Raw genomic sequence first — 25,230 nt, 5'->3', positions numbered from 1 at the left:
GATATCATTGAAATATAAAAGCGATCGCTTGTTCTAAAATAGTAGTGCGATCGCTCTATATTAGATGTAGCAGCAAAAAATTAAAGTTATAAATTATATGTCTAGTTATCAAGAAGTATTAAATCAAGCTCAAAGTCTCACACCTGAAGAACAAATACGCCTAATTGAAGACTTATCAAGATTAATTCGTCAACAAATGATCGTGAAATCTCAGCCAAAGCGTAGCATTATAGAATTGCGTGGATTGGGTAAAGAAATTTGGAATGGTATTGATGCTCAAGAATACGTCAATGAGGAACGTGATTCATGGAATAGGTATTAATGAATGCTTACTTTCTATAACTTGTTCTTGATTAACTTCTTCTCTCGTAGCACTTTCACCATTACGGAATTGCTCAAATAATTCAAAAAAATTATTTAATGCATCTCTTTCATCCGCAGAATAGAAAAGAATAATACTATCCCATCCATGCGAAGAGGTAATCTTAAATCTTGTTTGTATCCAATCTTGAAATTGATTAAATTTAATCTCTTGTTGAGTTGGCGGTAAGCCTAAATCTTCTCTAGAACTCATGTACCCATCTAAAAAAGCTCTCAACCGAGTAATTGAGTATTTACCTAAAAATATTCCCGGATTTCGTTTAATTTTATCTAACATCTCATAGAGATATTCATTAAGAGTTATAGTAATTGTCTGGTTATTGTTTAGCATAATCTTGAATAATTAAAAATTTTCTTCTGTAATTTGGAACTGCTGACCGGAATATAATTTATTATAAAATTGTAAATTACCTAGCCATTGTTCTCTCGTGAGTCCATCAGGATGGTGATTATCAAAAATTATCTCCACTTCATTTATTATAATGGCAATACATTGATGACGACCGTTAAGAGAAATTGCATCTCCTGATAAACTATCATCATAAATATAACTATTACGCCCTATTGCTGAACCTGTATAAAGTTTTATCCGCTTTCCAGAAATTCCTTGTGATATTAAGTAATCTTGCATAGCTTGAGCGCATTCAACACATTCAAGATTTTTATATTTTCTAATTATTTCTTTAATTTGATGGATTTTCTCAATACTTATAGTCAAAATTTTTACTATAAACTCAACTGCGATTAATGATTTTATCACTAAGGCAATCGCTTGTTGCGGAAGTGCGATCGCCTTACAGAAAACCTCAAAAAAAGCGATCGCCTGTTGTGGAATAGTAGTGCGATCGCCTTGCAGAAAACCGTAACGGAAAAGCGATCGCCTGTTGTGGAAGAGTAGTGCGATCGCTTTGCAGAAAAACTCAAAAATCAAGCGATCGCCTGTTGTAAAAGAGTAGTGCGATCGCCTTACAGAAAACCTCAAAAAAAGCGATCGCCTGTTTTGGAAGAGTAATGCGATCGCCTTGCAGATAACCTCAAAAATCAAGCGATCGCCTGTTGTGGAAGAGTAATGTGATCGCTTTGCAGAATATCTTAAAAATCAAGCGATCGCCTGCTGTGGAAGTGCGATCGCCTTGCAGAATACCTCAAAAATCAAGCGATCGCCTGTTGTGGAAGTGCGATCGCTTTATTTAAGTATAAATTCTTAATAAATCTGCTTCTGTTCGAGTTGCCAGCATTTTGTATATCACATTGAACAATAATATCAAGATGCATCATATTCACTTTCAATAAATTGTAGCTTACCTACCGATTATTCTGTGGTAGCTGTTTTTCTAAATTTGTGACTTTTGTTTCTAAATTTGTGACTTTTGTTTCTAAATTTGTGACTTTTGTTTCTAAATCTCTAATTTTTAATGCCTGAAAGACTGTCATCATAAACATGATAGAAATTGCAGCCAACGTAACTAGAATATAGGAGTTTTTGAGTGCGGAGTAACTATTTGCACGTCCGTAAGACTTAGTAACTGTATAATCAACCTTTTCATAATCAACCTTTTCATCCATATCGCCATAGTTTTGGGGTTCATTAGACATATCAATCTCCTTTTTTACCTGCTTAATAGATATGAAATTACAGGTCTGATATCATCTGCGCTGTTCCCATTTACACAAAAAACTTTTGTATTTATATTTCTATTTTGTTGGAAACAAGCTTCAGATATATTATTAATTATTGTTTCAAATCTAAATATAGCATATTCTTGAGCGTTACAAAAATTTGGTAATGCGATATGTCCATTATCAATTAACTTCTCAATCAGATCTATTTTATTAATTAAAAACACAACTTTTTGCAAATTATTACTATATAGCTCATTAAAAAGTATTTGTAATAGTCCATCACCTATATAACTCTCGTGTTCCCTAACTCTTGAGTCTATTTTACTTATTCCATCTCCGTCACTTAGCCACTGAAGTAAAGCCTCATCTTCAAGAAATTTTCCATGTTCGTCAGTTCTTCTAGGCACAAGATCCACAATAAATATAATCGCATTAACTAATCGGCTACCTTTAGAACCAGCAAAATATTGCGGGATGTCTGTTATTACTTGATTAGGCTTTTGTCCTTTATAGTCAGCTATTTCTACATCAACATTATTATTATTTTTTTTATCTATTGTTTCGACGTTTGTTTCGACGTTGATTCCGTAGTGAAAAATATCAAAATATTCAGTTGATTTAATCTGACTATTGCTAGTTTTATAAACTTTAAATATAAATGCAGTCTTTCTAAAAGTAGTTTTGCCAGATCCAGGACGACCAAATATTAAAATTCGATAGATTGATTTGTTGATGAATAAATTATTGACCCTGGAGTTTATTTCATCTCTGATAGGTGTCAATAAACATACTCCTATAGGAGTAAGTATAAACAACGCCAAAGCCATAGCAGCTTCCGCATTGTCTGGGAATGTAACAATTATCCAACATCCAACAGAAATTACAATAACTGCGAATATAATAATAACACCTATGCTCTTAATGCTCATAATGCTTTTTAATCTTATAAAAACTGAATTAATTTGCAATTACCTTAAGCAATTTAAATCTTTTTGCCTATAAGCCAATTAACTGCCTCAAGTAGTAAGGTAAGCAGTATGAATTCACAAACATGATATCCAGAAATTACGTATAATTCTTTGTTAAATAACAATTTTTAATACAAGGATCTCTTATCTTTGTCTCCTTTGGAGATTTTCAAAACATCTCCTAACTCACTGCATAGTCTGTAAACTGTCTCATAAAAGGAGACTGGAACCCTAATACAATATCTTCATTGGGAACACCCGCAGCTACTAAATTAGCAGCAATATCATCCTCTGTACCATTCCACTGAAGCCAAATCTTGCCATTTTTAATATCAATATGGATGATACAACTATGTACCCAGTTTTGACCTTCCCAGCCTACATGAACTATTTGATAATGGTCGCGTTCTGTATCAAAAATTGTCTCAACTTCTATATTTCCGTAAGCTGGTTTTTGCTCGCTATAATTATGTAGTATTTCTTGTACAAGCTGGCGATACAGAGTTAATTTATCCATTGGAAAATCACCTCTTGCTCTACATCATAAATCAGCATTTTCACTTGATTTTCTGCTATCATATCTTTGGGAAAATCGAGTTGAAAAAATGTATTGTAAGTTGTTAAAGGTACGGCTAAATATAAAATACGCTCCGGCTGTAACCTTCTCAATGCACCTCGATAATTAATAAACTGTCCTAATGCAGTATGAAATTCTGAAATAGCAGATGACTGTTGTAAAAAACTTTTAACTTCGACTGCTATTTTTTGTCCTTGGCGTTCTGCTGCTATCAGCTTTTCTGCGGCTAAATCAATAGAAAGATTTACTCCTCCCACGCTAATTGTGAGTGGATCTTTAGTAATTTGCCAACCGTCTTTCTGTAAAGCTGTTTTGACAACTTGATGAAAAACATCTTTAGCAGGCATACATATCTATAATTATATTTCTAATTTTTAGACTGTTGCATTCTTTGTCATCTGTAAACACAGTTAAGAAAATAGAGACGTTCTTTAGAACGCCTCTATTTTGATGACTATTCTATGCCTTCAATCCGGTCTTCAACTTCTTGGTACAACTCGCGCAGACGATTTAAATTTTCCTCGCTAGTCTCCCAATAACCGCGTCCATTCACTTCTAACAAAGTTGATACAACTTTGCGGAAAGAATGGGGATTAAGGTTCATCAACCGTTTTTGCATTTCTTCATCTTTGATGAAGGTTTCATTGGTATCTTCGTAAATCCAGTTATCCACAGCGCCGGCTGTCGCACTCCAACCCATTGTGTTTACCAACCGCTTGGAGAGTTCGCGCACACCTTCGTAACCGTGAGATAGCATTCCCTCGTACCATTTGGGATTTAATAATTTAGTACGAGCATCTAAGCGCACGGTTTCTGATAATGTCCGCACTTGAGCATTAGCTGTGGTGGTATCTGCAATATAAGATGCTGGTGTTTTACCATCACCCCGCAAACTTGCTACCAGCTTGGTGGGATCTGAGTCGAAGTAGTGGGAAACGTCCGTTAAGCTAATCTCGGAAGAATCGAGATTTTGGAATGTTGCATCAGCAGTTTTCAAAGTACTTTCAAAAATCTGCCGGGATTCGTCCATAATTCCGGGGTTATCGGAATTGAAGGCGAAGGATTTCCGCTTCAGGTACATTTCTTGTAATTCGGCTTCGCTATCCCAAGTGCTGTTTTCTACTGCCAAGTTGATGTTGGAGGAGTAGGAACCAGATGCATTGGAGAAGACGCGGGTAGCTGCTTGACGCAGGTTAATGCCCATTTCCTCAGCTTGTTGCAAAGCGTGTTTGCGGACAAAGTTCATTTCTAAGGGTTCGTCTATCTCCGCCGCCATCTTCACCGCTTGGTCTAGCAGGTTCATTTGGTTGATGAACAAGTCGCGGAATACGCCAGAACAGTTGATGACAACGTCAATTCTCGGTCTGCCCAACTCTTCTAAGGGTATCAATTCTAACTTGTTAACTCTTCCCAAGGCATCAGGAACGGGTCTGACACCAAGCATCCACATGATTTGGGCTAGTGATTCCCCGTAGGTTTTGATGTTATCTGTTCCCCAAAGCACACAGGCGATAGTTTCCGGCCATTTACCGTCGTTTTCGGCTTTGTTTCTTGCCAACAACCGATCGACAACGATTTTCGCTGATTGTACCGCCGCAGTTGTGGGGATGGATTGGGGGTCAAGGGCGTGAATGTTCTTACCTGTGGGTAATACATCCGGGTTGCGGATGGGATCGCCACCTGGGCCGGGTAGGATGTATTCGCCTTCTAAGCCTTTGAGTAGTCCACCGAGTTCGTTATCTGCACAAACTTGTTGTAAACAGAATTCCAAATACTCAAATAATGGTTTGAGTGCGGAGACATCAACTTTGTTATAGCCTGCTTGATGCAATGCTTCTACCCAAGGTTCTTTTTTGCCCATGTTGAAGAAATTCAACCGGGAAACTAGGGAAACTCGACCTTCTGCGTCAGTTTGCGCTTTTACTAGGGCGCTAACTGCACCACGGGTAGCTAAGGTGATGTCTTGCAATAGCTGGACATCTTCTAAAATCCCTTTGTCGTTATTGTGGTAAATATCGTCAATGTTACGCCCAATGCTATTGGCGATAATTCGGGGTAAGCTGAGAATTTCTTCTTCTTGACGATCTAAGGAAGCAATGTTGACAAGAGTTGCGATCGCTTCTTCGGCTGTGGGTGGTTTACCAATGATATGCAATCCACAAGGTAACAACCGCGATTCAATTTCCATTAGCTTGCGGTACACGCTGCCAACAATATTATCCCGTTCATCTTCGGTCATATCCTTGGCATCGGTTTCCGGTAAGTCGATATCCTTATCCAGGTTCACCATCCGGCATTTATCCATGATGGAGTTAACAATGGGGATACCTCTTCCTGTATCTTTCAGGGTTTGGTAAGAAGCAATTAATTCGCTGAGTTCTTTTAAACCCTTGTATAAACCAGCATTTTCTGCGGGTGGTGTCAGGTAGGAAATTGTCTCGGCATAGCTGCGGCGCTTGGCGATTGTGGCTTCGCTGGGGTTATTGGCTGCGTAGTAATACAGGTTAGGAATTGTGCCAATTAGTTGGTCTGGATAACAATCGCCAGACATCCCCATTTGCTTACCAGGCATAAATTCCAGAGAACCGTGAGTACCGAAGTGCAGTACAGCATCAGCTTGCCAAACTTGCTCTAGGTAGGTGTAGTAAGCAGCAAAACCGTGGTGCGGGCTAGCAGAACGGGAGAATAACAACCGCATCGGGTCGCCTTCGTAACCAAAGGTAGGCTGAACACCGATAAAGACGTTACCGAAATGCTTACCATAAATCAGCAGATTTTGCCCATCGCTGTTGAGATGTCCGGGAGGTGCGCCCCAGTTTTCTTCTAGGCGTTGAGAGTAAGGTGTCAATGCTTCATATTCTGGCACTGACATTTTATAGGCGATGTTCAGCTCTGGGCTAGCGTACTGTGCTTGAGCATCGTGGATGACTTCTTGCATCAGCGCTTCGGCGGATTCCGGTAATTCCGGTAAATCGTAGCCGTTATTTTTCAGCGCTTTCATCACCTCATAAATGGAACCGAACACATCTAGATATGCAGCAGTACCCACATTCCCTTTATCAGGGGGGAAACTGAAAACGGTAATGGCAACTTTTTTATCTAGTTTGGGTTTGCGGCGGAGATTTGCCCATTTTAAGGCACGTTTGGCGACTACTTCCACACGGTCTTGGAGTGCGATCGCTTTGCCAGTAGCACCATCTCTACCTGATAAAATAATCGGCTCAATTGCTCCATCCAATTCCGGTATGGCAATTTGCAAGGCTACTTGAATTGGATGTAACCCTAATTCGCTATCCATCCACTCTTCCGTGGTTTGGAATACTAAAGGTAAGGCTACCATGTAGGGGCGATTTAAGCGCTTGAGTGCGTCAATAGCTTTGGGATGGTCTTGTCTAGCAGGGCCGCCTACCAAAGCAAACCCAGTCAAAGAAATTACCGCATCTACTAAAGGTGTATTGGTAGTTGGTTCGTAAAAGTAAGCATCCACAGGCTTGGAGAAATCCAGACCACCTGCAAATACTGGTAGTACTTTGGCTCCCAGGGATTCTATCTCCTGGACGATCGCTACATAATGGGCATCATCCCCTGTAACTAGGTGGGTGCGTTGTAATACCAAACCTACACAGGGTGCTAAAGGATCTTTGAGATTCTTGGAGATATCCTTACGGGCTGTGTACCAATTGAGGTATTCTCTCACATCCTCAAACATACTCGGAGCCAGGGGATGCCAAATTCCCATATCTGGGTAAACTACTGGCGCTTCATATGTTGTCGAAGGCAGATTGGCTTTATCTACACCTTTTAATACATATTTATCAGTCAGCATTAGCAAGAAGTTTTCCAGGTTTTCTGGCGAACCTCCCAGCCAATACTGAAAACTGAGCATGAAATTGCGAGCATCTTGTGCTTTGTCCATTGGCAGAAACTTCAGCACTTGTGGCAAGGTTCGCAGCAATTTCAACATCCCGTCTTGGAAGCCTGCACCGGATTTTTCTTTGCGCTTCCGCATGAATTGCGCGATCGCACTCTTGGATTGACCCAATTGTGCCAGAGAAAAGCTGCCCATTTTGTTGAGGCGCATAACTTCTGGCATCGAGGGGAAGACAACAGCAACATCTAAGCGATCGCGATGTGGTTCTACGGCTGTTACTACTTTCTGTGCTAAGTCTTCAATAAAGATCAGTGAGGCAATAAATATATTGGCACTCTCAATCTCCCGTTTGAACTCCTCGTAGTTCTCTGGATCTCGGAGTTCCTCAATCAAGTACCCGCTGATTTCTATCGCTAGGTTGGGATTATTGGCGTTAATTGTGCGGACAGCTTGCGACAATGCACTCTGGTACTGGGACTCAAGCACGACATAGACCACCTTGATTAAATTACGTCCGCGTAAATTATCAGGCGCAATATGTCTGATGGTGGACTTGACGTGGGTGAACATGCTTCCTCGGCTCCTTTGATGCGCGTTCTCTACTAGAAGTTCATCACGGCTGATGCTGCCGTTTGTAACTTCAATTTATTTTTACGAATATGAATTTTTTTTATCAGAAAACGCCTACCAAATGGTAGTTTTGTCGTCTAACTGACACAAAACGATAAACATAATGACATATTTCTTTGCAGATATTGCTTTTACATGTGAGTGTTTGCTACACTGATTGTTAAAAAATGTAAAGCAATACCTGAGCGGCACTAATTATTGAGTCGTGGAAGTGCTTGCTATTTAACTATAGAGCCATCTTATTAATATCATTTTAAATCACTATCTTTCAGACAAAAATTTATTTTTTCCGCAAGCGATCGCAAAGAATTTAGAGAATTGTAGTCTCTAGTACAGAATTTATGCTTGACTAACATTAAATCGCGCAGAATTAGCAGCAATTTCTTTTATAAATCACTTATATTTGTGCTAATAAAAATTTCCTGTGTTAGCTTTCAGCTTGTGCTACCGTGAAAGCGATCGCCAAAATATTTACCCTTCCTGCACCATCCAAACCAACATCCCCAATAATATTTCCACAGGGGGAACAGTATAATCATGGAAATCAATAGTCAGTGTTTGTTCTTCTAACTTTAAAAATCGCCAAGCTGTGCCGCTGCTAACACTGCCATAAATTGCTTTAGTTGGTATATTATTAGCATCATTGAATTTTTGTGCCGCAATCATTTCTGCTGCACATTGCCCTAAACCAGGTTTTAAATCACCTTTTTTCGCTGCAATAATTACGATTACAGGTGCTTCAATAAATATTTGTTCGGGTGAGCGGCTAATCAAAAAATCACATACTCCACTTAAACCCAACTCAGGTGCTACAGTAAAATCTTCACCCGAAAAAAAGCTGATTTTACGTTCTAGAATTTTCCTAACTTCTACAAGGATAGGACTAATAATTAACTCAGAGCGAGCTTTTTCTGAACCAGTCGCTGTTGCTAAGGGTAGCCCTTCGCTTAATGCTTCTTTGAGGTAAGGACTAGGTTCTATCGGCTGGGTTTCGGGTAAAAAGCGTACACCTTCAACTGTAGTTAAATTAAAGTCGCGTTTGACTTTTGATAGTGAGAAGTCGCTATAAGACATTATCAAGAAGTATTAGTTTAAAATTATTGATCCTATCGTAGCTATAGCTAAATACAGTTCAGTTAAGAAAATTAATTGATAACAAAACCAAAAAACTATTACAACAAGGCAAAAGTAAAAAGTGAGCCAGTGCGGTGGACGGGTTCCCAAGGCACTCCGTTGGGCGGCTTTGCCGACTTGAAGGAAGTGCCGTCGGCATAAAGCAACTGGCGAACTCCGCAGGAGTAAAAAGTAAAAAGAAAGAATACTTATACTGCCAGATTTTTCCCCATTTCAAATGGGTGGTTTATTTACGCTGTGCTGTACTAGTTATTCAACAAAAAACCGAACAATAATTTTGGAGGGGGTTTGGGGGACGCAACCGTCACCCAATCGGGGGTTTGGGGGAGAATCCCCCAATTGAGCTTGCTTCTTTAATAAGTGACAAATCAATGGCTAATAAGCTTAACCCAAGCGTATCGTGCTATTGCTGTTTTGTGATCAATAGTAGCTAAAAGCGGATTTAATCTCACAATCTCAAAAATCTTCAAACAAACGGATATATGAAAAAAGCCTGCAAATACAGGCTAAAAATTCTGATTTTTCGTAGTTTGCAGAGATTCCCTAATTCAAATTCATACGCGAAACTCCCTCTCTTACCATTTTCCCTTTCCCTATTCTTCTTCAGAGTAATTTTTACCTAAACCCTACCTTAGCTAGATGCGTGAGTAACGAAACCTAATCCTCAACAGACGTAGACAACGCAACCACAGCAGCGAAGGTTGCTCAAAGAAAGTGAAAATATCACCGAAACCTTGGTTTGTTTTTTGATGGTGTAGCCAATGTCTCTCAGGAGTGGTGATAAATAGAATTTGGCACAAAATAATTATAGGTTTTGGAGTTTCCCAAGCCAAAACACTTATGTGTCTCCACCAAACATGAAACTGTCCCAAAAGTAGCCCAGAAATTACACCAATTGGAGAGAAAGACCACAAAATTACTGCCATGATTAAATATGGCAAAGCCCCCAGCACACCATCTAATAAAACTTCAGGATTTAAAGTCAAAATTGCATAGTGGCGGAAATCTTTCTTCCAACAATGATGCGTTTTTAGGTGGAGGCTACCAAAAACATGCTCGGGTATGTGATAAACGAAAGTTGAAAGGAAATCACCAAAAAATAATAATAGCCAAGCAACAGCGATAGCCTCAAGCATTTGCACTCCTCACATCTAGTTAAGAAAACTCCAAAGAACAAACTGCACATCTCATACTTGAGATGTAGATGCTACTCACGCAAGCTACAGAAACATGATAGTTACTTAAAAATAGGTAACTACTAGTTTTGATTGTTTGCACAGTGTTACTAATTAACTTCGCAACACAGCGTTATCTGATTTTTTGATAGTTTTGTCTGTCTCAACTGCATTTTGCTTTTCTCAAAAGACATGCACGAGAAGCTGCAGTTTTATGCATTTAATGCTCTATAGGCATTGCACACTAACTGCTTAAAACCTGTCACCTGGATTTTTGGTCTGAGTATATGATGCTTATACATCTAAAGCTCTATCGGATTTACGTATTTTAGCATGTTGACCCCATAATCTTCTTATGAAGGCTTCCACCATTAGCAAAGGTTGAGTTAAAATCGGTAAAAATTTAGGTTAAGGCGTTGTCTTACCGCTTTTTTGTGAAGCTATTCGGTGGTAACGCAGATGATTACGGAATTTGATTAGTAACAAACTTGTAAATCCTCTAATTAATCCGGAGCAGATTACGTGATTAATTTTAACCAGTACAAGGTTTTAACTTTCGACTGCTATGGCACTTTAATAGATTGGGAAAGTGGTATCTTAGCCGCATTTAAGCCACTTTTGACTAACCACAAACAGAATTTAGATGATGAAACAATTTTGCAGCTTTTTGCACAATTTGAGTCAGAAATTCAAAAAGGAGAATATCTCACATATAAAGAAGTTCTGAGAAAAGTAGTTGAAAGATTGGGTGAGCAACTTGGTTTTAAACCCAGTGATGAAGAATTATACTCTCTTAGCAATTCAATTAAGAATTGGCTACCTTTCCCAGATACTGTAGAGGCATTAAAATCTCTAAAAAACCAGTTTAATCTGGCAATTATTTCTAATGTAGATGACAATCTATTTGCTGATTCTGCAAAACATTTAACAGTTGATTTTGATTGGATAATTACAGCAGAGCAGGTAAAAAGCTACAAACCTGCTCTCAATAACTTTAGAGCCGCAATCGACAGAATTGGTCTACCTAAGGAACAAATATTGCACGTTGCTTGTAGCGTTTATCATGACATTATTCCAGCCCAATCTTTAGGAATCTCAACAGTTTGGGTTAACCGCAGAGCCGGGAAAGAAGGTGCTGGTGCTAACTTACCAGTAGTTGCTCAAGCTGATTTAGAAGTTCCAAATTTACAAACCCTAGCTAATTTAAGTATGAGTAAATAGAGAGCGATCGCAGTCAATAATTAACTAGGGCTTGCTGAAAAAGTCATTCCAAGGCAAGAGAAAAATTGACTCAGTAGTCAGGGAAGAGCAAATATAAGTTTTTGTTGTCTGCAATCAAACGGAACATCACTTTTGCTAATAAAAGAAGTGAAAAAAGATGTAATGTTGAAAAATTGGCATAAAAATTCCCAAAAAAGCCGTGAAACAAGGGTAGAAAGATTCATGACTAAAAAAGTAATAGCAATAGCAGTGACAGAGGTATGAGGAAGTTTAGCCATGACTCTACCCAAGCTAAATCTTCGTTTACCTTGTCCGAATTTACCCTCAATAGAGTTACGAATTAGCTCATCTTCTCGTGCTTGTTTCTTTTTTTCAGGACTGACATTTTTAGGTGGTCTCCCTAAAGGTGGCCCACTAATTCTAATTCCTCTTTCTTGACACCAAGAGCGGTTGTCTCTAGTGCGATAAATTTTATCAACATGAACTGATTGAGGATAATACCCGGTGTAGTTTTTGTAGGCTTCTACTTGTGATTTTAAGTCGCCTGATTCGTTAAAATTATCCCAACTAATATGGTCTAAAAATACATAGCCATCATAGCAACTAGCTGAAAGCTTTGCCCCAAACTCTACTTTTTTTCCAGCTTTACCACGGACTATCGGACGAATGTGTGGTTGATTTAAACTGACAATACGGTCTTCTATACTAATTTTTTTATTTTCATATAACCAAAGTTGTTGACGATAAATTTCTGCTACTACCAGTAATTTCTTATATTGCCTATTACTCAGGTTGAAGAGTGACGCACCTAACTCCATTAGCTGCTGAATGTGAACTAAATTTCTTTTGATATATTGTAGTTGCCGTTTAATGGCTTTCCTTCTTTCTTTAATGGTCGGTTTTCTTTTTTTGGCTACCAATAAGTAATTCTTTCTAGCTATATTTCTATAGGTTCTCGGTTTTTTTGATACTCTTTAACAAGAGGGAGTTATATAAAATATCTATAATTGTTTCTGTATGCTTTCTGGCTTGATTTAATAATCCTAAGTCTGTGGGATAACTGATATCCGCTGGCGCACAACTCGCATCTAATATTAATTTTCCCCGATTGGTCGGCTCATTTTTTAAATCCTCGGTTTCTGACTTTTTTGATTTTACTTCTACCTCCTCTTTACTTTCTAACACTTGCTTGACTATTTCTCGATTCAGTTTGTTAACTAATTTTATATCTATTCTTTCTCTAAAGTGAACTAACATTGACGCATCAAATGGGGCATTATTGCTATAGCAAGACATTCCTATAAAGTATTGCAGATAGGGATTCTCCCTAATTTGCTCTACTGTCTCCCTATCACTTATGCCTAGTTTTTCTTTAATTATTAATGCCCCTAATGCCATCCTAAATGTTTTGGCTGGCGCGCCCATTTCTGCTGAAAATATTGCTGCGTACTCTGCTTCAAATTCTGACCAAGGTATCATCTCCGCCATGATTACCCAACGGTTATCTGAGGCTAGTTTTCCCCCAAAGGGTAGTTCAAAGTCTTCTGCTGCTGTTTCTTGCTTTTGCGCTTTTCGATACATATCAACGCAACTTGCTACAAGGGTTTTTACTTACTTTATCCTTTTTCCTTGCACTTTATTCTCTTTTGTCCCCCCAAATCTCTTGATTTATCTAGGTTTTTTGTTTATTCTGCAAGCCCTAACTAAAAAATATTAATTTAAGGTAAGGTGTTTTATGCCGTAGGCTAACGCACCTGAATTTTTGATTCTGCGTTGGTGCGTTGCGCTGCGCGACAACACAACGCCAGTTTGCTCAAGTCGGGAAACCCGCCCACGCAACTGGCTCCCCTACATCATATAACTTTCAATTCTTTTATAATGTGAACCAGCTTAACCAAGCATCCCAATTTTGCACAATAGCTGCAAACTCTGCATAACCTGCGGCTCTGGGATGCGCGCCATCATTAGCTTTGGCTTCAGCTAACCAAATAGATGAATTAACTAAAGTAGAAAACACATCCAGATAAGGAATATCAAGTTCACGACAAACTAAAGCAAACTGCTGAGATTGATGAGCAATTTGTTGGTTTCTCTGTTCTTGATTTTCATCTCCACAAGGTGGTGGCCCTACCATTAAAACCGGGTAAAGCTGCTTGGCTTCAGTTAAAATAGCGCGAGTATTTTCGAGAGATTCTGTTAAGTCAATTCCTTGCTGCTTACCAGCCCATCCCGAATCATTGACCCCAAAAGAAAATACAACTCGACCGTCATATTCCGAAGCCAGGCGATAAGAAACTTCTTGTCGCCAACGTTGCTTAAGAAATCGGGTAGTTTCCGTTCTCACGCCTAAATTATAGTAAGTAATCTCATATCCTCTTTGATGAGCACCAGCACATACTCTACCTGTCCATCCTAGAAAATCAGGATCGCCTGTGCCATTAATAAAAGATTCACCGACGAAACAGATGCGGATTTCTCTTGGTTCGGATTGAAATTTTGACATTACCGTAGCGATGCAAAATCTGCAAATTATTTTAAATAAAAAGCATAAAAAAAGAGGCAGATTATTCTACCTCTCTGGGGGAAATCAATAAACTAAGTAATGATTTCCCGAGATTAATTCAGCTTGCAAGCTTTAGTATCTGCTAGGTTTATGAACGATAAAGCTGAGGATTTGGCACTGCTTGATGTTGTCAAAGCCTACTACACGGATGTAGTTGTTGGAATATTGAGAACGGCAAGCTTGAACTTCGTTCAGTACTTCTTGAGTAGATTTAGCGCCGAACAAAGGTAGCTTCCACAATGTCCAATATAATTCGGTTGGCTCAGAGGTTTCGTTAAATTCAACTGCTGGAATGTAACCTTGTGCCAAGATGTACTGGATCTGCTTGGCAATTTGAGCGTCAGATAGGGGAGGTAGATAGGAAAGGGTTTCGTAACGGCGCTCTTTTGGTAAAGTTTGCATAGCTGTTGATAATGGGTTGCGATTTTTACTAAGTTGATTGTCTAACTGGATAAGTTATCCAAGTTCGGATCGGAGCTTGTTTGCTGTTCTGGTTGTAGACTGGGGTCTGATGTATCCATTTGAGTGATGCGTTCTAGATGCTGGCGACGCTGTTCCATATTGCCTTGCTGAATGCCAGTCCGAACCATTTCTGGTAAAAAATCTGTGATTTCTTCAGCAAGATGTTCTCTCACAGTCATAATCCGCAATGCCAGATCTGGCTTTTCCTTTAACAATTGGGCAATATATGATTCTCCATCCTGAACTTTGCCAGCAGAGAAGTTATGTAGCCAAATTGCCAATGGAGGATTAGTTTCGCCTAGCTGTGCCAGTACCGTCCTTAGTGCCTGATAAGTCAAGTAGCTTTGGATAGTCTTGGCTGTGTCTTTCGCAATTTGTTTTAGATTCATGCTTGACCCCAGCCTTAATAAAGTATGAAGTATGAAAGATAAAGGATGAAATAATTGAAGTAATTTAACTCCAGCCTCTATCCATACCACTTTCAGCCTTTATCAGACGGTATCCATTGCCTCGAATTCAAACTTGATTTCTTTCCACAGTTCACAAGCAACGGCCAATTCTGGAGACCACTTAGCGGCTTCGCGGATAATGTCGTTACCTTCACGAGCCAAGTTGCGACCTTCGTTACGAGCTTGAACGCAAGCTTCTAAAGCTACACGGTTAGCTGTAGCACCAGGAGCATTACCCCAGGGGTGACCAAGTGTACCACCACCGAATTGTAGTACGGAGTCATCACCAAAGATTTCTACTAGTGCAGGCATGTGCCAGATGTGAATACCACCAGAAGCAACTGCCATTACGCCAGGTAGAGAAGCCCAGTCTTGGGTAAAGTAGATACCACGAGACTTGTCTTGCTCAACATAGTTTTCACGCAACAGGTCAACGAAGCCCATTGTGATACCACGCTCACCTTCTAACTTACCAACTACGGTTCCGGTATGGATGTGGTCACCACCAGATAAACGTAGGGCTTTAGCCAATACACGGAAGTGAATACCGTGGTTCTTTTGACGGTCGATTACAGCGTGCATAGCACGGTGAATGTGCAACAGAATACCGTTATCGCGGCACCAACGAGCCAATGTAGTGTTGGCGGTGAAACCTGCGGTGAGGTAGTCGTGCATGATGATCGGCTGTTTGAGTTCTTTAGCAAACTCAGCCCGTTGCAACATTTGCTCGCAGGTGGGGGCGGTAACGTTCAGGTAGTGACCTTTGATTTCACCTGTTTCTGCTTGAGCTTTAGCTATAGCTTCAGAAACAAACAAGAAGCGATCGCGCCATCTTTGGAATGGTGCAGAGTTGATATTTTCGTCGTCTTTGGTGAAGTCCAAACCACCGCGTAAGCACTCGTATACAGCGCGTCCGTAGTTCTTAGCAGACAGACCTAGTTTGGGTTTGATTGTACAACCCAGCAAAGGACGACCGTATTTGTTTAATTTGTCACGCTCAACTTGGATACCGTGTGGAGGGCCTTGGAAAGTCTTGATGTAAGCTACAGGGAAGCGGATGTCTTCCAAACGCAGTGCCCGTAGAGCTTTAAAACCAAACACGTTACCTACAATTGAGGTCAAAACGTTGGTAACAGAGCCTTCTTCAAACAGGTCTAGAGGATAAGCAATGTAGGCAATAAATTGGTTATCTTCACCGGGAACTGGTTCGATGTCGTAGCAACGACCTTTGTAGCGATCTAGGTCGGTGAGCAAATCTGTCCACACAGTTGTCCAAGTACCAGTAGAAGACTCAGCCGCTACTGCTGCCGCTGCTTCTTCAAAGGGAACACCAGGCTGGGGTGTCACACGGAATGCCGCTAAAAGATCTGTATCTTTCGGTGTGTAATCGGGTGTGTAATAAGTTAGTCTGTAATCTTGAACCCCTGCTTTATACCCAGATTTTGACTGAGTCTTCGTTTGAGCGTAAGACATAAATTCCCTTCCAAGAAGTCACACTTTATTACTTAACAAACTACGCTTAGTGCAATTTCCCCTCACCCCGCGCTCTCCCCGAGTCAGCGGGGGGAAGCTCCAGAAAATTTTTTTTGTTAGGGGTTTTCTATGGCAAAGGGTAGTGGTTTCGGTTTAGGAACATTTGGTAACTTATCCAAGACATGATTACCAACTTCCTTTTAAGATTCACACAACTGTGTGCTTCTACTCTTCCTCTTTCCCAGGCATATAAGTTCTTTTTATCTCTTTGTCTCACTCTTCTAATAAGTTGCCTGGCCAAATTTACCCTGCTGTTCTGCAAGGACGGCTTATACCCATTTTTCCTAAAGGAGGATCTAGGTATCTGGGTTTTTTGCACATAAATCTGGTGCTTTCCTTATAAATTAAGGAAATTCTCAGACTTATTTGGCTTTGGTGGGTTTAGAGGAATGGTGAGCGCAAGACAAAAATTGCACACCACGTAATTTGTAGCTTGTCTCACAATATATCAAGAAATCAATAAGTTATACTTTGAAACTTTTTAACTTATATATTTAAATTTGTTATTACATAAAGTTTTAAACATTTTGTTAAGAATAGTTTACAAATGATACCTTGAGGCTGTAACGGGATTGGGAATAGGTAATGGGTAATGGGTAATGGGTAATGGGTAATGGGGAATGGGGAATGGGGAATGGGGAATGGGGAACTGAGAAGACAAACACCAAATACCCAACACCAAATACCCAATTCCTGAGAAAAATTGCTACAGGCGTTTGAAAAACACTTGTTAGGGGAACACTGAGATTAATCCCCAGCCAATTTCAGCGACAGATATCTTTAGCAGTGGGAAAAAGGAATAAGCTAATGCGCGTCTAAATTGCATAACTACTAATCAGGGCTGTTAACTGTCAACGGTCAACCGTCAACAGTCTTCACGATAGATTGTGCAACTTAACAGCAGAATAGCTTATCAATCTTTTAAAACCCTTTCCCTGACTTCTGTAAGCAGCCTAATGGCTTGGGTACTGTCACTAAAGGGAATGTCACCGTGGTGTTTTTTTATAAGCGTACTAATGTATTGATTAGTTCTATCCTGGCGGGATTAATTGTGCTGCCAAGTATTGGAATGGTCGCCTTGACAAATCCAGTCAGAGCGCAAAAAACTACGAATCCTGCTCCAACACAAAAAAAACCGGAAACTAATTCATCTAAACCAACTCCCGCTTACCCTGCTTCTGCGCCACCTCCGCGAGTAGACCCATTACCAGATCAACGAGAATTACAAGAAAATTCCATAGAAACTGATTACCGTGTAACTAACTTGTTAGGAGATGTTACAGGTAATCTGTGGGTAGCTTCTTGGCGGGGCTTGTCGCATATTGACCCCAAAACAGGTAAAATCTTGTCTCGCGTTAGTTTACCGAATGTGGCTATTAGTGCTTTAGCCCAAGATAAAGTAGGGCGTATATGGGTAGGAAATTATGAGGGGCTAATTCGCGTTGAACCCCGCACCAGCGAAATCACCGCGCAAAATTTATTTTTGCCTTCCAAACGGGTGTTATCACTATTAATTGACAAGCGGGGTTATTTATGGGCGGGTACTGATAACGGTTTAGCTTTAATTAGTCCTGACCAAGGCTTAATTATGACCACGTTAAAAAATTTGCCTGGTGTTAGCGCCAATGCCCTAACTTTAGATGCTGATGGTCATTTGTGGGTTGGTACTTTAGATGGACTGATCAGAGTAAATAGTGCAAATGCTTTGATTATGAAGCGGATTGCTGATTTACCTGGATCAACCGTGCAAGCTTTAGCTATTAGTCCAGAAGGGCTAATTTGGGCAGGAATGCCAAATAATTTGCTAGTAATTAACCCGAAAACGGGTGCTGTGTTGCGTTCTGTGACTCGCTTACGTGGGCGTAATGTTACGGCAGTGCGTTTTGCCCAGGATGGTAGTGTTTGGATCGGTACCAACAATGGTTTGTTACGATTAAATCCAAATACAGGAGCTGTATTAGACCAAGTTGCAGGGCTGCCTTCTAGCCGGGTACTTGCCCTTGCACCTGATATTGCCAATAAGTTGTGGATTGGCACTAGTGAAGGTCTGGCTTGGTTAATGCCCCAAGTGGGTACAGCAAAGCCCCATTTGGCTTTTAGTCGTGCTGTGAAGTAGGGATTGGGGACTGGGTACTGGGGACTAGGGACTAGAAAAGAAGAATTGGTGATTTTACTGTTTCCTTGCAACTCTAATCTCTAATCCCTAGGCTCTAACCAATAAATGTTAACTTTTAACTTTAGCCTCTCATCTCTAAACTCTAGTCCCTAACCTCTAATATCTAATCCTCTGTTGAAAATGGTAGTTACCACCCAAAAATTAATTCAATGGAAACAACAAGGACGCTCAATTGTAGCGTTGACAGCTTGGGATTATGCGATCGCACAACTGCTTGATGCAGCTGGGGTAGACTTAATCCTGGTTGGGGATTCTATGTCTGTAATTCTTGGGTATGAAACAACACTGCCAATTACTCTAGACGAAATGCTATACCACGCTAAAGCAGTGCGCCGTGGTGTAAAGCGGGCTTTGATAGTGGTAGATTTACCATTTTTGACTTATCAAGAAAGCATCCAACAAGCTATGCATTCGGCTGGGTCGGTACTGAAGGAAACGGGCGCACAAGCTGTCAAGTTGGAAGGTGGCTACCCGGCAATGGTAGAAACGATCGCACGTTTGGTACAAGCTGGTATCCCAGTTATGGGTCATGTGGGTTTGACACCGCAATCAGTCCATCAACTTGGGTTGCGACAACAGGGTAAAACCCAAGAAAGCGCAGAGAGAATTTTAAATGAAGCGATCGCTCTCGAACAAGCAGGTGTTTTTGCGATCGTGTTAGAGCATATCCCCGCCGATTTAGCATTGCAGATTACGCAAAAGCTCAGTATTCCCACGATTGGTATTGGTGCAGGGATTCACTGTGATGGTCAAGTATTAGTTACTTCTGACATTCTGGGGCTTGCAGAAAAAAATCCCCCATTTGCTAAAGTTTATACTAATTTGCGAAATACCATCACTCAAGCCGTACAAGACTATGCGCTAGAAGTGCGAGAGCGCAAATTCCCTTCTTAAAATAGGGACTGATAATCAGCTTCGGGAAAGGTACGTTACACTTCGTTAACGCATCCTAATGGACTGACACGCCTAAAATAGTGCATAAAAAAACTCTTGTGGGATGGGTGTCTCACCCGTCCAGGGAGGACAAGATGTCCACCCCACAAGAAAAATTATTGCAACATTTTAGCCTTGCCACGCTACTACATGGCTGAGATTTTTTCATAAATTAGGCTAGTACAAAGTTTCGTAGTTGCTTCAGTGATTAGCGAATGATAGTATTAGCTGAAGTTGCTTAGGCAAAAAAATAGTAATTGCAGATAGATGTACAGCAACAGGCACCGTGAAAAACTCATCAACTGCACGCATTCAACGGTAGATTGCCATCACAACATCAGCAATTACTAGGTATAGCTTGAGAGGAAATAAAGATAATAAATAAGTGGTTGGAAATCAACGAAACTAGATTACAAAATGTCAATAGACTTGCAATTCTTACCAATGACTAATGACAAATAACAGCCTTAACTAGTTATCTTAAAATTCCACCGACTTACTTAATTGGTTTGAGCAATTTCAAACAAACTTAGATTGATTAAGAAAATAAGCAATAAGGTAGATACAGTCGTCTTTGCCAGACAGATGAGAATCCGTATATTACTACATAGTTGCGTAAATAAAGTTCAGATTCCTAACAGTGCAAAAGCCTATAATTCAGTGCTTATGAGTTACTCTGTAGCGGCACTAGACTTTGATGATTAGTCTTAAAATTTAGGGAAAATTGCATGGATGTTGGATTTGGACGTTATTAATTTTCAGTAAGCAGAGTAGCCAACTCCTCCAAATCCATCAATGGAGAAAAGAAACCTAAACTAGAGTATTTTTAGAGCAAGCCCATGAAGTTGCTGAATTCTTAGTGCAATGGTACAAGTGATTCTTTAAGAAAATAGGTTGAGTACGTCTAAAAATCGAAGAATCATCTTTTCTCGAGTGAAGACAGATTCATTTCTATTGAAGTATCAATTCTACTCTTAATGGGAAGATTGCAACTTCTAATTTTGTAAATCTGCGTATCTTTGCTCGAGACGAAAATCAGGTGCAGGCTCTAACTTGAGCCATTGTTTACGTTTAGTTTTATTCTTGAGAATATTTACATAATTATCAGCGTAACGGAAAGCTGATGCACGGTCATAAGCAGCAATAGCTACGGCTTGGGAAAATACCTTTGTAGGGATTTCGTAGCCTGCAAATTTTTGCAATAAAACTAACAAATCTTCTTCAGTTACAGGTAAGGAAACTTCTTCTACCTGTTCGGGTTCGTTAAATATTTCTTCATTTAGCGCTTTGGACATTGAGTACCTCCCCAAAAGCATAAGATGCAAAACCTGTGATGAAATTTAGCTGTTGCTCACGAGTCTGTAGATTTACCGGGAGTTCATTACTAGAACATCCAATCTCCCGTAAAATTTCCAAGCAATAAGCACTCAGTTCAGGATATGAAGCTCGTTCCCAATTTCGAGCCACCTCTTTCGCTTTCTCCAGGTTGACTCGAATCACCGTCATTACAGGGCTTGTCATAAATCTACCCTCCTTTTCTGGATATCGTCATTTTGCTCGGAACGACAAATCCATGTAACCGTGTTATTGCGGAATTTCTCTAGGAGGGCTAGGGGAATATCCGGGTATTTACGGTTTATTTTTAGTGGCTATCAGTTGGGGTGACTCTATGTTTTTACACACACTTCATACATAGATATTATTGTCATACTTTATAGCAGAGAAAGGATTGTAGGCGACAATAATTTATATTCTCTTAATATTATTGTGTGTTTACTTACATTTACTTAAGTGTGATTACGTAAAAAACGAGGAATAGAAGTAAGGGATATTTAATGAAAAAACCTACTTTTTTTCCGTTAAAAAATATTGCATAAGCAGTGAGTAAGCAATATTTAACGGCAACTCCCCTTCGTTGGGGGTCATTCTCGAATCCGAAAAAAATTATGGTACACAGAGGGGGACATTGTCGATACTACTTAAGTGAGAATGCGGGACAAGACAGTGATCGCCTACAACAATGTCAGTATTCCCAATTTTCGCCATAAATCACTATATTTCTGGCGGGGGATCGCTTTCTTCAAAGCAGCCGAATCAGGTAATTCTTCCCCATGCCTAAAAATCCTATAACTTCGGGGGTGGAGTTATTCATTGTTATTTGGGCTAATACCAATACTTTTTGGTTAAGGGCAAAAGGGGAAGGGGAAAAGGGACAAGAAAAAACCTTTAACCTTTCCCCTTTCTCCTGCACAGACGCTACGCGTAGCTTGCTTCCCCGCAGGGGTACACCTTTTCCCAAACCAAATTAAGAGTTGACAATCCTTAACCGAGCATTATTGGGGCTAATACTACTACTTAAGAAAGATGTGAAGACCGATCCAGCTAGTTGTCACGCTTTTCTTACAATGACTTTATTAGAACTAATCTAAATTCCCTTTACCATCAACACTTAGCAAGGGCGGATGAACCGTTGTTTGCGGGTGCTAATTATCCCCTCTGTGTCTGGAGTGGTTTCTCCAAAAGCCTATGCAACCTACTAATCCCAACCAATTTACAGAAAAAGCCTGGGAAGCGATCGCCCACACCCCAGATATCGCTAAACAATATCAGCAACAACAGATAGAAAGCGAACACCTAATGAAAGCGCTGCTAGAACAAGAAGGGCTAGCTAGCGGTATATTTACCAAAGCAGGTGTGAATCTGCAAAAAGTCCGCGAGTCTCTTCCAGAGAGGCTTCGCCAACGCGCCGAACAATTTATTCAACGTCAGCCCAAGGTATCCGGTAGCAGTACTTCTGTTTACTTAGGACGTAGTTTGGATACACTTTTAGACCGGGCGGATGGTTATCGTAAAGAATTTAAGGACGATTTTATTTCTATTGAGCATCTGTTGCTCGCTTATGCCAAAGATGACCGCTTTGGTAAAGGTTTATTCCAAGAATTTGGTTTAGACGAAGGCAAACTAAAAAATATTATTAAACAAATTCGGGGGAGCCAAACAGTGACCGACCAAAATCCAGAAGGTAAATACCAATCACTGGAAAAATACGGACGTGATCTTACAGAAGCGGCTCGTAAAGGTCAACTTGATCCGGTGATTGGGCGCGATGATGAAATTCGCCGCACCATCCAAATTCTCTCTCGCCGGACTAAGAATAACCCCGTATTGATTGGTGAACCTGGTGTAGGTAAAACTGCGATCGCGGAAGGATTAGCACAGCGAATTGTCGCCGGTGATGTCCCCCAGTCTCTCAAAGACCGGAAGCTGATTGCTTTAGATATGGGTGCTTTGATTGCAGGGGCGAAATTCCGGGGTGAATTTGAGGAACGTTTAAAAGCGGTATTAAAAGAAGTTACCGAATCTGGCGGCAATATAGTTTTATTTATTGATGAAATTCATACTGTCGTTGGTGCTGGTGCAACCCAAGGCGCAATGGATGCGGGTAACTTACTCAAACCGATGCTGGCTAGGGGTGAATTGCGCTGTATCGGGGCGACAACTTTAGACGAATACCGCAAGTACATCGAAAAAGATGCAGCTTTAGAAAGACGCTTCCAGCAAGTTTATGTTGATCAACCCAGCGTGGAAGATACCATCTCTATCTTACGGGGGTTGAAAGAACGCTATGAAGTTCACCACGGGGTAAGAATTTCCGATAGTTCTTTAGTGGCTGCGGCGACTTTATCTAGTCGCTATATTAGCGATCGCTTCTTACCAGATAAAGCTATCGACCTAGTAGACGAAGCCGCCGCCAGATTAAAAATGGAGATTACCTCCAAACCAGAAGAACTTGACGAAATTGATCGCAAGATTCTGCAACTGGAAATGGAAAAGCTATCTTTGCAAAAAGAAAGCGATGCAGCTTCTCGTGAACGTTTGGAAAGGCTAGACAAAGAACTGGCAGATTTCAAAGAAGAACAAAGAACCCTGAATGCTCAATGGCAATCTGAAAAAGATATTATCAATAAGATTCAGGCTGTCAAAGAAGAAATTGACCGCGTTAATTTAGAAATTCAGCAATCAGAAAGGGATTATGACCTCAATCGAGCTGCGGAATTAAAGTATGGTAAGTTAACCGACTTACATCGCCGACTAGAAGCCACTGAAAGCGAACTCGCACAAGCCCAAGGAACTGGTAAATCCCTCCTACGTGAGGAAGTTACGGAAGCGGATATTGCGGAAGTGATTTCTAAGTGGACAGGAATTCCCATTAGTAAGTTGGTGGAATCCGAAAAAGAAAAACTACTGCACTTAGAAGATGAACTCCACAACCGAGTCATTGGCCAAGAAGAAGCAGTCACAGCCGTAGCCGATGCAATTCAGCGATCGCGTGCTGGTTTAGCAGATCCTAACCGTCCCATTGCTAGCTTTATTTTCCTAGGGCCCACAGGTGTAGGTAAAACCGAGTTAGCCAAAGCCTTAGCAGCATATATGTTCGACACCGAAGAAGCTTTGGTGCGGATAGATATGTCAGAGTACATGGAGAAGCACGCAGTCTCGCGCTTAATTGGTGCGCCTCCGGGATACGTTGGTTATGAAGAAGGCGGACAACTGACAGAAGCAATTCGCCGTCGTCCTTATGCAGTAATTCTCTTCGATGAAATCGAGAAAGCCCACCCCGATGTATTTAACATCTTCCTGCAAATTCTGGATGATGGTCGAGTCACCGATGCCCAAGGTCATACGGTAGACTTCAAAAATGCGATCATTATTATGACTAGCAACATCGGTTCCCAGTACATTCTTGATGTCGCTGGCGATGATGCGCGTTACGACGAAATGCGTCATCGGGTAATGGAAGCCATGCGTAATAGTTTCCGTCCCGAGTTCCTTAACCGTATTGACGAATTAATTATCTTCCACAGCTTGCAGAAGCGGGAATTACGCCAAATCGTCTTGCTACAAGCTGATAGGTTGCGCCAAAGACTTAGCGATCGCAAGATGTCCTTGAGGCTCTCTGATGCTGCTCTTGACTTTTTAGCAGAAGTAGGGTATGACCCTGTATTTGGAGCACGTCCACTGAAGCGAGCGATTCAGCGCGAGTTAGAAACACAAATTGCCAAATCTATCTTGCGCGGCGAATTTAACGATGGCGACTCTATCTTTGTCGATGTCCAAAATGAACGCCTTTCCTTCAGCCGCTTACCTGTGGAAGTGTTTAGTAGTTAGATGGGCATGGGGCATTGGGGATAGGGCATGGGAAAGACAGATTTTCATACTTAGTTGTACCAAACCCTGGTATGGATGACTAGTTTGATAGCCTTATTACAAAAAAGCCAAGATTTACTATAAATCTTGGCGTTTTTGCTTGGAATTACACACACAATATAGTTTGCTTAACGAAAAAAGGGAAAAGGATTGAATTCACCCTTACCCTTTTCCCATTACCCTTTTCCCAAATCATGAGGGAAATGCAAAATACTTATCCGAACCGCATTGAACACACACAAGTATATTTACTCAAGTGATGAGCGATCGCTATTTAGTTAAACACCTGCAAAAAATTTTATTTTTTCTAAAAAAAAATTCCCCCT

At 40.5% G+C, this 25,230-nt stretch carries 22 protein-coding genes; 6 read left to right on the top strand and 16 right to left on the bottom strand.

Annotation, left to right across the window (positions count from 1 at the left end; translation table 11 throughout):
• The first annotated feature begins 97 nt into the window (after positions 1–97).
• On the top strand, positions 98–322 hold the full coding sequence (locus HG267_RS12455; protein ID WP_045869262.1) for a hypothetical protein: 225 nt from the start codon (positions 98–100) through the stop codon (positions 320–322).
• Here HG267_RS12455 and HG267_RS12450 read toward each other — a convergent pair.
• Positions 305–658 carry a hypothetical protein gene (locus HG267_RS12450; protein WP_263420046.1) on the bottom strand — a complete coding sequence of 118 codons (354 nt, stop codon included), beginning with the start codon at positions 656–658 and terminating at the stop codon, positions 305–307. The two genes, HG267_RS12455 and HG267_RS12450, sit on opposite strands and share 18 nt — an antisense overlap.
• Before the next feature lie 66 nt (positions 659–724).
• Positions 725–1,426, bottom strand: coding sequence for a papain fold toxin domain-containing protein (locus HG267_RS12445; RefSeq protein ID WP_228045336.1), 702 nt, complete (start codon positions 1,424–1,426; stop codon positions 725–727).
• Between the two features lie 11 nt (positions 1,427–1,437).
• Here HG267_RS12445 and HG267_RS12440 point away from each other — a divergent pair, with 11 nt between their 5' ends.
• Positions 1,438–1,575: a hypothetical protein gene (locus tag HG267_RS12440; protein WP_155539094.1), complete on the top strand. Its 138-nt coding sequence runs from the start codon at positions 1,438–1,440 to the stop codon at positions 1,573–1,575.
• A gap of 111 nt (positions 1,576–1,686) precedes the next feature.
• On the opposite strand, the gene HG267_RS12435 is transcribed toward HG267_RS12440, so the two are convergent.
• The 7 genes from HG267_RS12435 to HG267_RS12405 all read right to left on the bottom strand — a co-directional run bounded on the left by HG267_RS12435 (position 1,687) and on the right by HG267_RS12405 (position 10,320).
• Positions 1,687–1,977: a hypothetical protein gene (locus HG267_RS12435; protein ID WP_045869260.1), complete on the bottom strand. Its 291-nt coding sequence runs from the start codon at positions 1,975–1,977 to the stop codon at positions 1,687–1,689.
• A gap of 14 nt (positions 1,978–1,991) precedes the next feature.
• Entirely contained in the window at positions 1,992–2,933 is a 942-nt protein-coding gene (locus HG267_RS12430) for a hypothetical protein (RefSeq protein ID WP_045869259.1), read from the bottom strand.
• A 220-nt stretch (positions 2,934–3,153) separates the two neighbouring features.
• Positions 3,154–3,489, bottom strand: a complete 336-nt coding sequence (locus HG267_RS12425) for a XisI protein (protein WP_045869258.1) — start codon at positions 3,487–3,489, stop codon at positions 3,154–3,156.
• A complete protein-coding gene (locus HG267_RS12420) occupies positions 3,477–3,896 on the bottom strand; it encodes a XisH family protein (protein ID WP_045869257.1) in 420 nt (139 codons plus the stop codon). The genes HG267_RS12425 and HG267_RS12420 overlap by 13 nt, the downstream gene beginning before the upstream one ends.
• A 107-nt stretch (positions 3,897–4,003) precedes the next feature.
• A complete protein-coding gene (locus HG267_RS12415; protein WP_045869256.1) occupies positions 4,004–7,990 on the bottom strand; it encodes a magnesium chelatase subunit H in 3,987 nt (1,328 codons plus the stop codon).
• A gap of 531 nt (positions 7,991–8,521) precedes the next feature.
• Positions 8,522–9,124: a hypothetical protein gene (locus HG267_RS12410; protein ID WP_045869255.1), complete on the bottom strand. Its 603-nt coding sequence runs from the start codon at positions 9,122–9,124 to the stop codon at positions 8,522–8,524.
• Between the two features lie 695 nt (positions 9,125–9,819).
• Positions 9,820–10,320, bottom strand: coding sequence for a sterol desaturase family protein (locus HG267_RS12405; RefSeq protein WP_045869254.1), 501 nt, complete (start codon positions 10,318–10,320; stop codon positions 9,820–9,822).
• 561 nt (positions 10,321–10,881) lie between these two features.
• Between HG267_RS12405 and HG267_RS12400 the strand changes: the two genes are divergently transcribed.
• A complete protein-coding gene (locus HG267_RS12400) occupies positions 10,882–11,580 on the top strand; it encodes a haloacid dehalogenase type II (RefSeq protein ID WP_045869253.1) in 699 nt (232 codons plus the stop codon).
• A gap of 77 nt (positions 11,581–11,657) precedes the next feature.
• On the opposite strand, the gene HG267_RS12395 is transcribed toward HG267_RS12400, so the two are convergent.
• From HG267_RS12395 to HG267_RS12375, 5 genes are all read right to left on the bottom strand, one after another.
• Positions 11,658–13,161 (bottom strand): IS5 family transposase gene (locus HG267_RS12395; protein WP_411863270.1). Its coding sequence is split into 2 segments (ribosomal slippage): positions 11,658–12,551 and positions 12,553–13,161, totalling 1,503 coding nucleotides; the frame shifts between segments, so codons are not numbered across the junction.
• 292 nt (positions 13,162–13,453) lie between these two features.
• Positions 13,454–14,083: a GDSL-type esterase/lipase family protein gene (locus HG267_RS12390; RefSeq protein WP_045869252.1), complete on the bottom strand. Its 630-nt coding sequence runs from the start codon at positions 14,081–14,083 to the stop codon at positions 13,454–13,456.
• Positions 14,084–14,215: 132 nt separating this feature from the next.
• Positions 14,216–14,545, bottom strand: a complete 330-nt coding sequence (locus tag HG267_RS12385; RefSeq protein WP_045869251.1) for a ribulose bisphosphate carboxylase small subunit — start codon at positions 14,543–14,545, stop codon at positions 14,216–14,218.
• Between the two features lie 41 nt (positions 14,546–14,586).
• Positions 14,587–14,994 (bottom strand): RuBisCO chaperone RbcX, encoded by a 408-nt coding sequence (gene rcbX, locus HG267_RS12380; protein ID WP_045869250.1) that lies wholly within the window; start codon positions 14,992–14,994, stop codon positions 14,587–14,589.
• Between the two features lie 102 nt (positions 14,995–15,096).
• Positions 15,097–16,527 (bottom strand): form I ribulose bisphosphate carboxylase large subunit, encoded by a 1,431-nt coding sequence (locus HG267_RS12375; protein ID WP_045869249.1) that lies wholly within the window; start codon positions 16,525–16,527, stop codon positions 15,097–15,099.
• Between the two features lie 1,021 nt (positions 16,528–17,548).
• Here HG267_RS12375 and HG267_RS12370 point away from each other — a divergent pair.
• Together HG267_RS12370 and panB are read left to right on the top strand one after the other, a co-directional pair.
• Positions 17,549–18,703, top strand: coding sequence for a two-component regulator propeller domain-containing protein (locus HG267_RS12370; RefSeq protein WP_045869248.1), 1,155 nt, complete (start codon positions 17,549–17,551; stop codon positions 18,701–18,703).
• 180 nt (positions 18,704–18,883) lie between these two features.
• Positions 18,884–19,657: a 3-methyl-2-oxobutanoate hydroxymethyltransferase gene (gene panB / locus HG267_RS12365; RefSeq protein WP_045869247.1), complete on the top strand. Its 774-nt coding sequence runs from the start codon at positions 18,884–18,886 to the stop codon at positions 19,655–19,657.
• A 1,034-nt stretch (positions 19,658–20,691) separates the two neighbouring features.
• Here the strand turns inward: panB and HG267_RS12360 are convergent.
• Both HG267_RS12360 and HG267_RS12355 read right to left on the bottom strand, forming a co-directional pair.
• Positions 20,692–20,991, bottom strand: coding sequence for a hypothetical protein (locus HG267_RS12360; protein WP_045869246.1), 300 nt, complete (start codon positions 20,989–20,991; stop codon positions 20,692–20,694).
• Positions 20,972–21,217, bottom strand: coding sequence for a hypothetical protein (locus HG267_RS12355; protein WP_045869245.1), 246 nt, complete (start codon positions 21,215–21,217; stop codon positions 20,972–20,974). Before HG267_RS12355 ends, HG267_RS12360 begins: the two co-directional genes overlap by 20 nt.
• 1,005 nt (positions 21,218–22,222) lie before the next feature.
• Between HG267_RS12355 and clpB the strand changes: the two genes are divergently transcribed.
• Positions 22,223–24,865 carry an ATP-dependent chaperone ClpB gene (gene clpB, locus HG267_RS12350; protein WP_045869243.1) on the top strand — a complete coding sequence of 881 codons (2,643 nt, stop codon included), beginning with the start codon at positions 22,223–22,225 and terminating at the stop codon, positions 24,863–24,865.
• Positions 24,866–25,230 lie beyond the last annotated feature (365 nt).

Source organism: Tolypothrix sp. PCC 7601, assembly GCF_025677855.1.
Taxonomy (GTDB): domain Bacteria; phylum Cyanobacteriota; class Cyanobacteriia; order Cyanobacteriales; family Nostocaceae; genus Aulosira; species Aulosira diplosiphon.
Note: the sequence above shows the minus strand (reverse complement) of the source record. Positions and strands in the feature narration are given on the sequence as shown.

What these genes read in the sequence shown, in the direction of transcription:
- clpB (WP_045869243.1), top strand. Translation starts at nt 22,223, where the DNA reads ATGCAACCTACTAATCCCAACCAATTTACAGAAAAAGCCTGGGAAGCG.
- HG267_RS12450 (WP_263420046.1), bottom strand. Translation starts at nt 658, where the DNA reads ATGTTAGATAAAATTAAACGAAATCCGGGAATATTTTTAGGTAAATAC.
- HG267_RS12430 (WP_045869259.1), bottom strand. Translation starts at nt 2,933, where the DNA reads ATGAGCATTAAGAGCATAGGTGTTATTATTATATTCGCAGTTATTGTA.
- HG267_RS12420 (WP_045869257.1), bottom strand. Translation starts at nt 3,896, where the DNA reads ATGCCTGCTAAAGATGTTTTTCATCAAGTTGTCAAAACAGCTTTACAG.
- HG267_RS12390 (WP_045869252.1), bottom strand. Translation starts at nt 14,083, where the DNA reads ATGTCAAAATTTCAATCCGAACCAAGAGAAATCCGCATCTGTTTCGTC.
- HG267_RS12355 (WP_045869245.1), bottom strand. Translation starts at nt 21,217, where the DNA reads ATGACAAGCCCTGTAATGACGGTGATTCGAGTCAACCTGGAGAAAGCG.
- HG267_RS12455 (WP_045869262.1), top strand. Translation starts at nt 98, where the DNA reads ATGTCTAGTTATCAAGAAGTATTAAATCAAGCTCAAAGTCTCACACCT.
- HG267_RS12410 (WP_045869255.1), bottom strand. Translation starts at nt 9,124, where the DNA reads ATGTCTTATAGCGACTTCTCACTATCAAAAGTCAAACGCGACTTTAAT.
- HG267_RS12425 (WP_045869258.1), bottom strand. Translation starts at nt 3,489, where the DNA reads ATGGATAAATTAACTCTGTATCGCCAGCTTGTACAAGAAATACTACAT.
- HG267_RS12385 (WP_045869251.1), bottom strand. Translation starts at nt 14,545, where the DNA reads ATGCAAACTTTACCAAAAGAGCGCCGTTACGAAACCCTTTCCTATCTA.
- HG267_RS12375 (WP_045869249.1), bottom strand. Translation starts at nt 16,527, where the DNA reads ATGTCTTACGCTCAAACGAAGACTCAGTCAAAATCTGGGTATAAAGCA.
- panB (WP_045869247.1), top strand. Translation starts at nt 18,884, where the DNA reads ATGGTAGTTACCACCCAAAAATTAATTCAATGGAAACAACAAGGACGC.
- HG267_RS12405 (WP_045869254.1), bottom strand. Translation starts at nt 10,320, where the DNA reads ATGCTTGAGGCTATCGCTGTTGCTTGGCTATTATTATTTTTTGGTGAT.
- HG267_RS12435 (WP_045869260.1), bottom strand. Translation starts at nt 1,977, where the DNA reads ATGTCTAATGAACCCCAAAACTATGGCGATATGGATGAAAAGGTTGAT.
- rcbX (WP_045869250.1), bottom strand. Translation starts at nt 14,994, where the DNA reads ATGAATCTAAAACAAATTGCGAAAGACACAGCCAAGACTATCCAAAGC.
- HG267_RS12415 (WP_045869256.1), bottom strand. Translation starts at nt 7,990, where the DNA reads ATGTTCACCCACGTCAAGTCCACCATCAGACATATTGCGCCTGATAAT.
- HG267_RS12360 (WP_045869246.1), bottom strand. Translation starts at nt 20,991, where the DNA reads ATGTCCAAAGCGCTAAATGAAGAAATATTTAACGAACCCGAACAGGTA.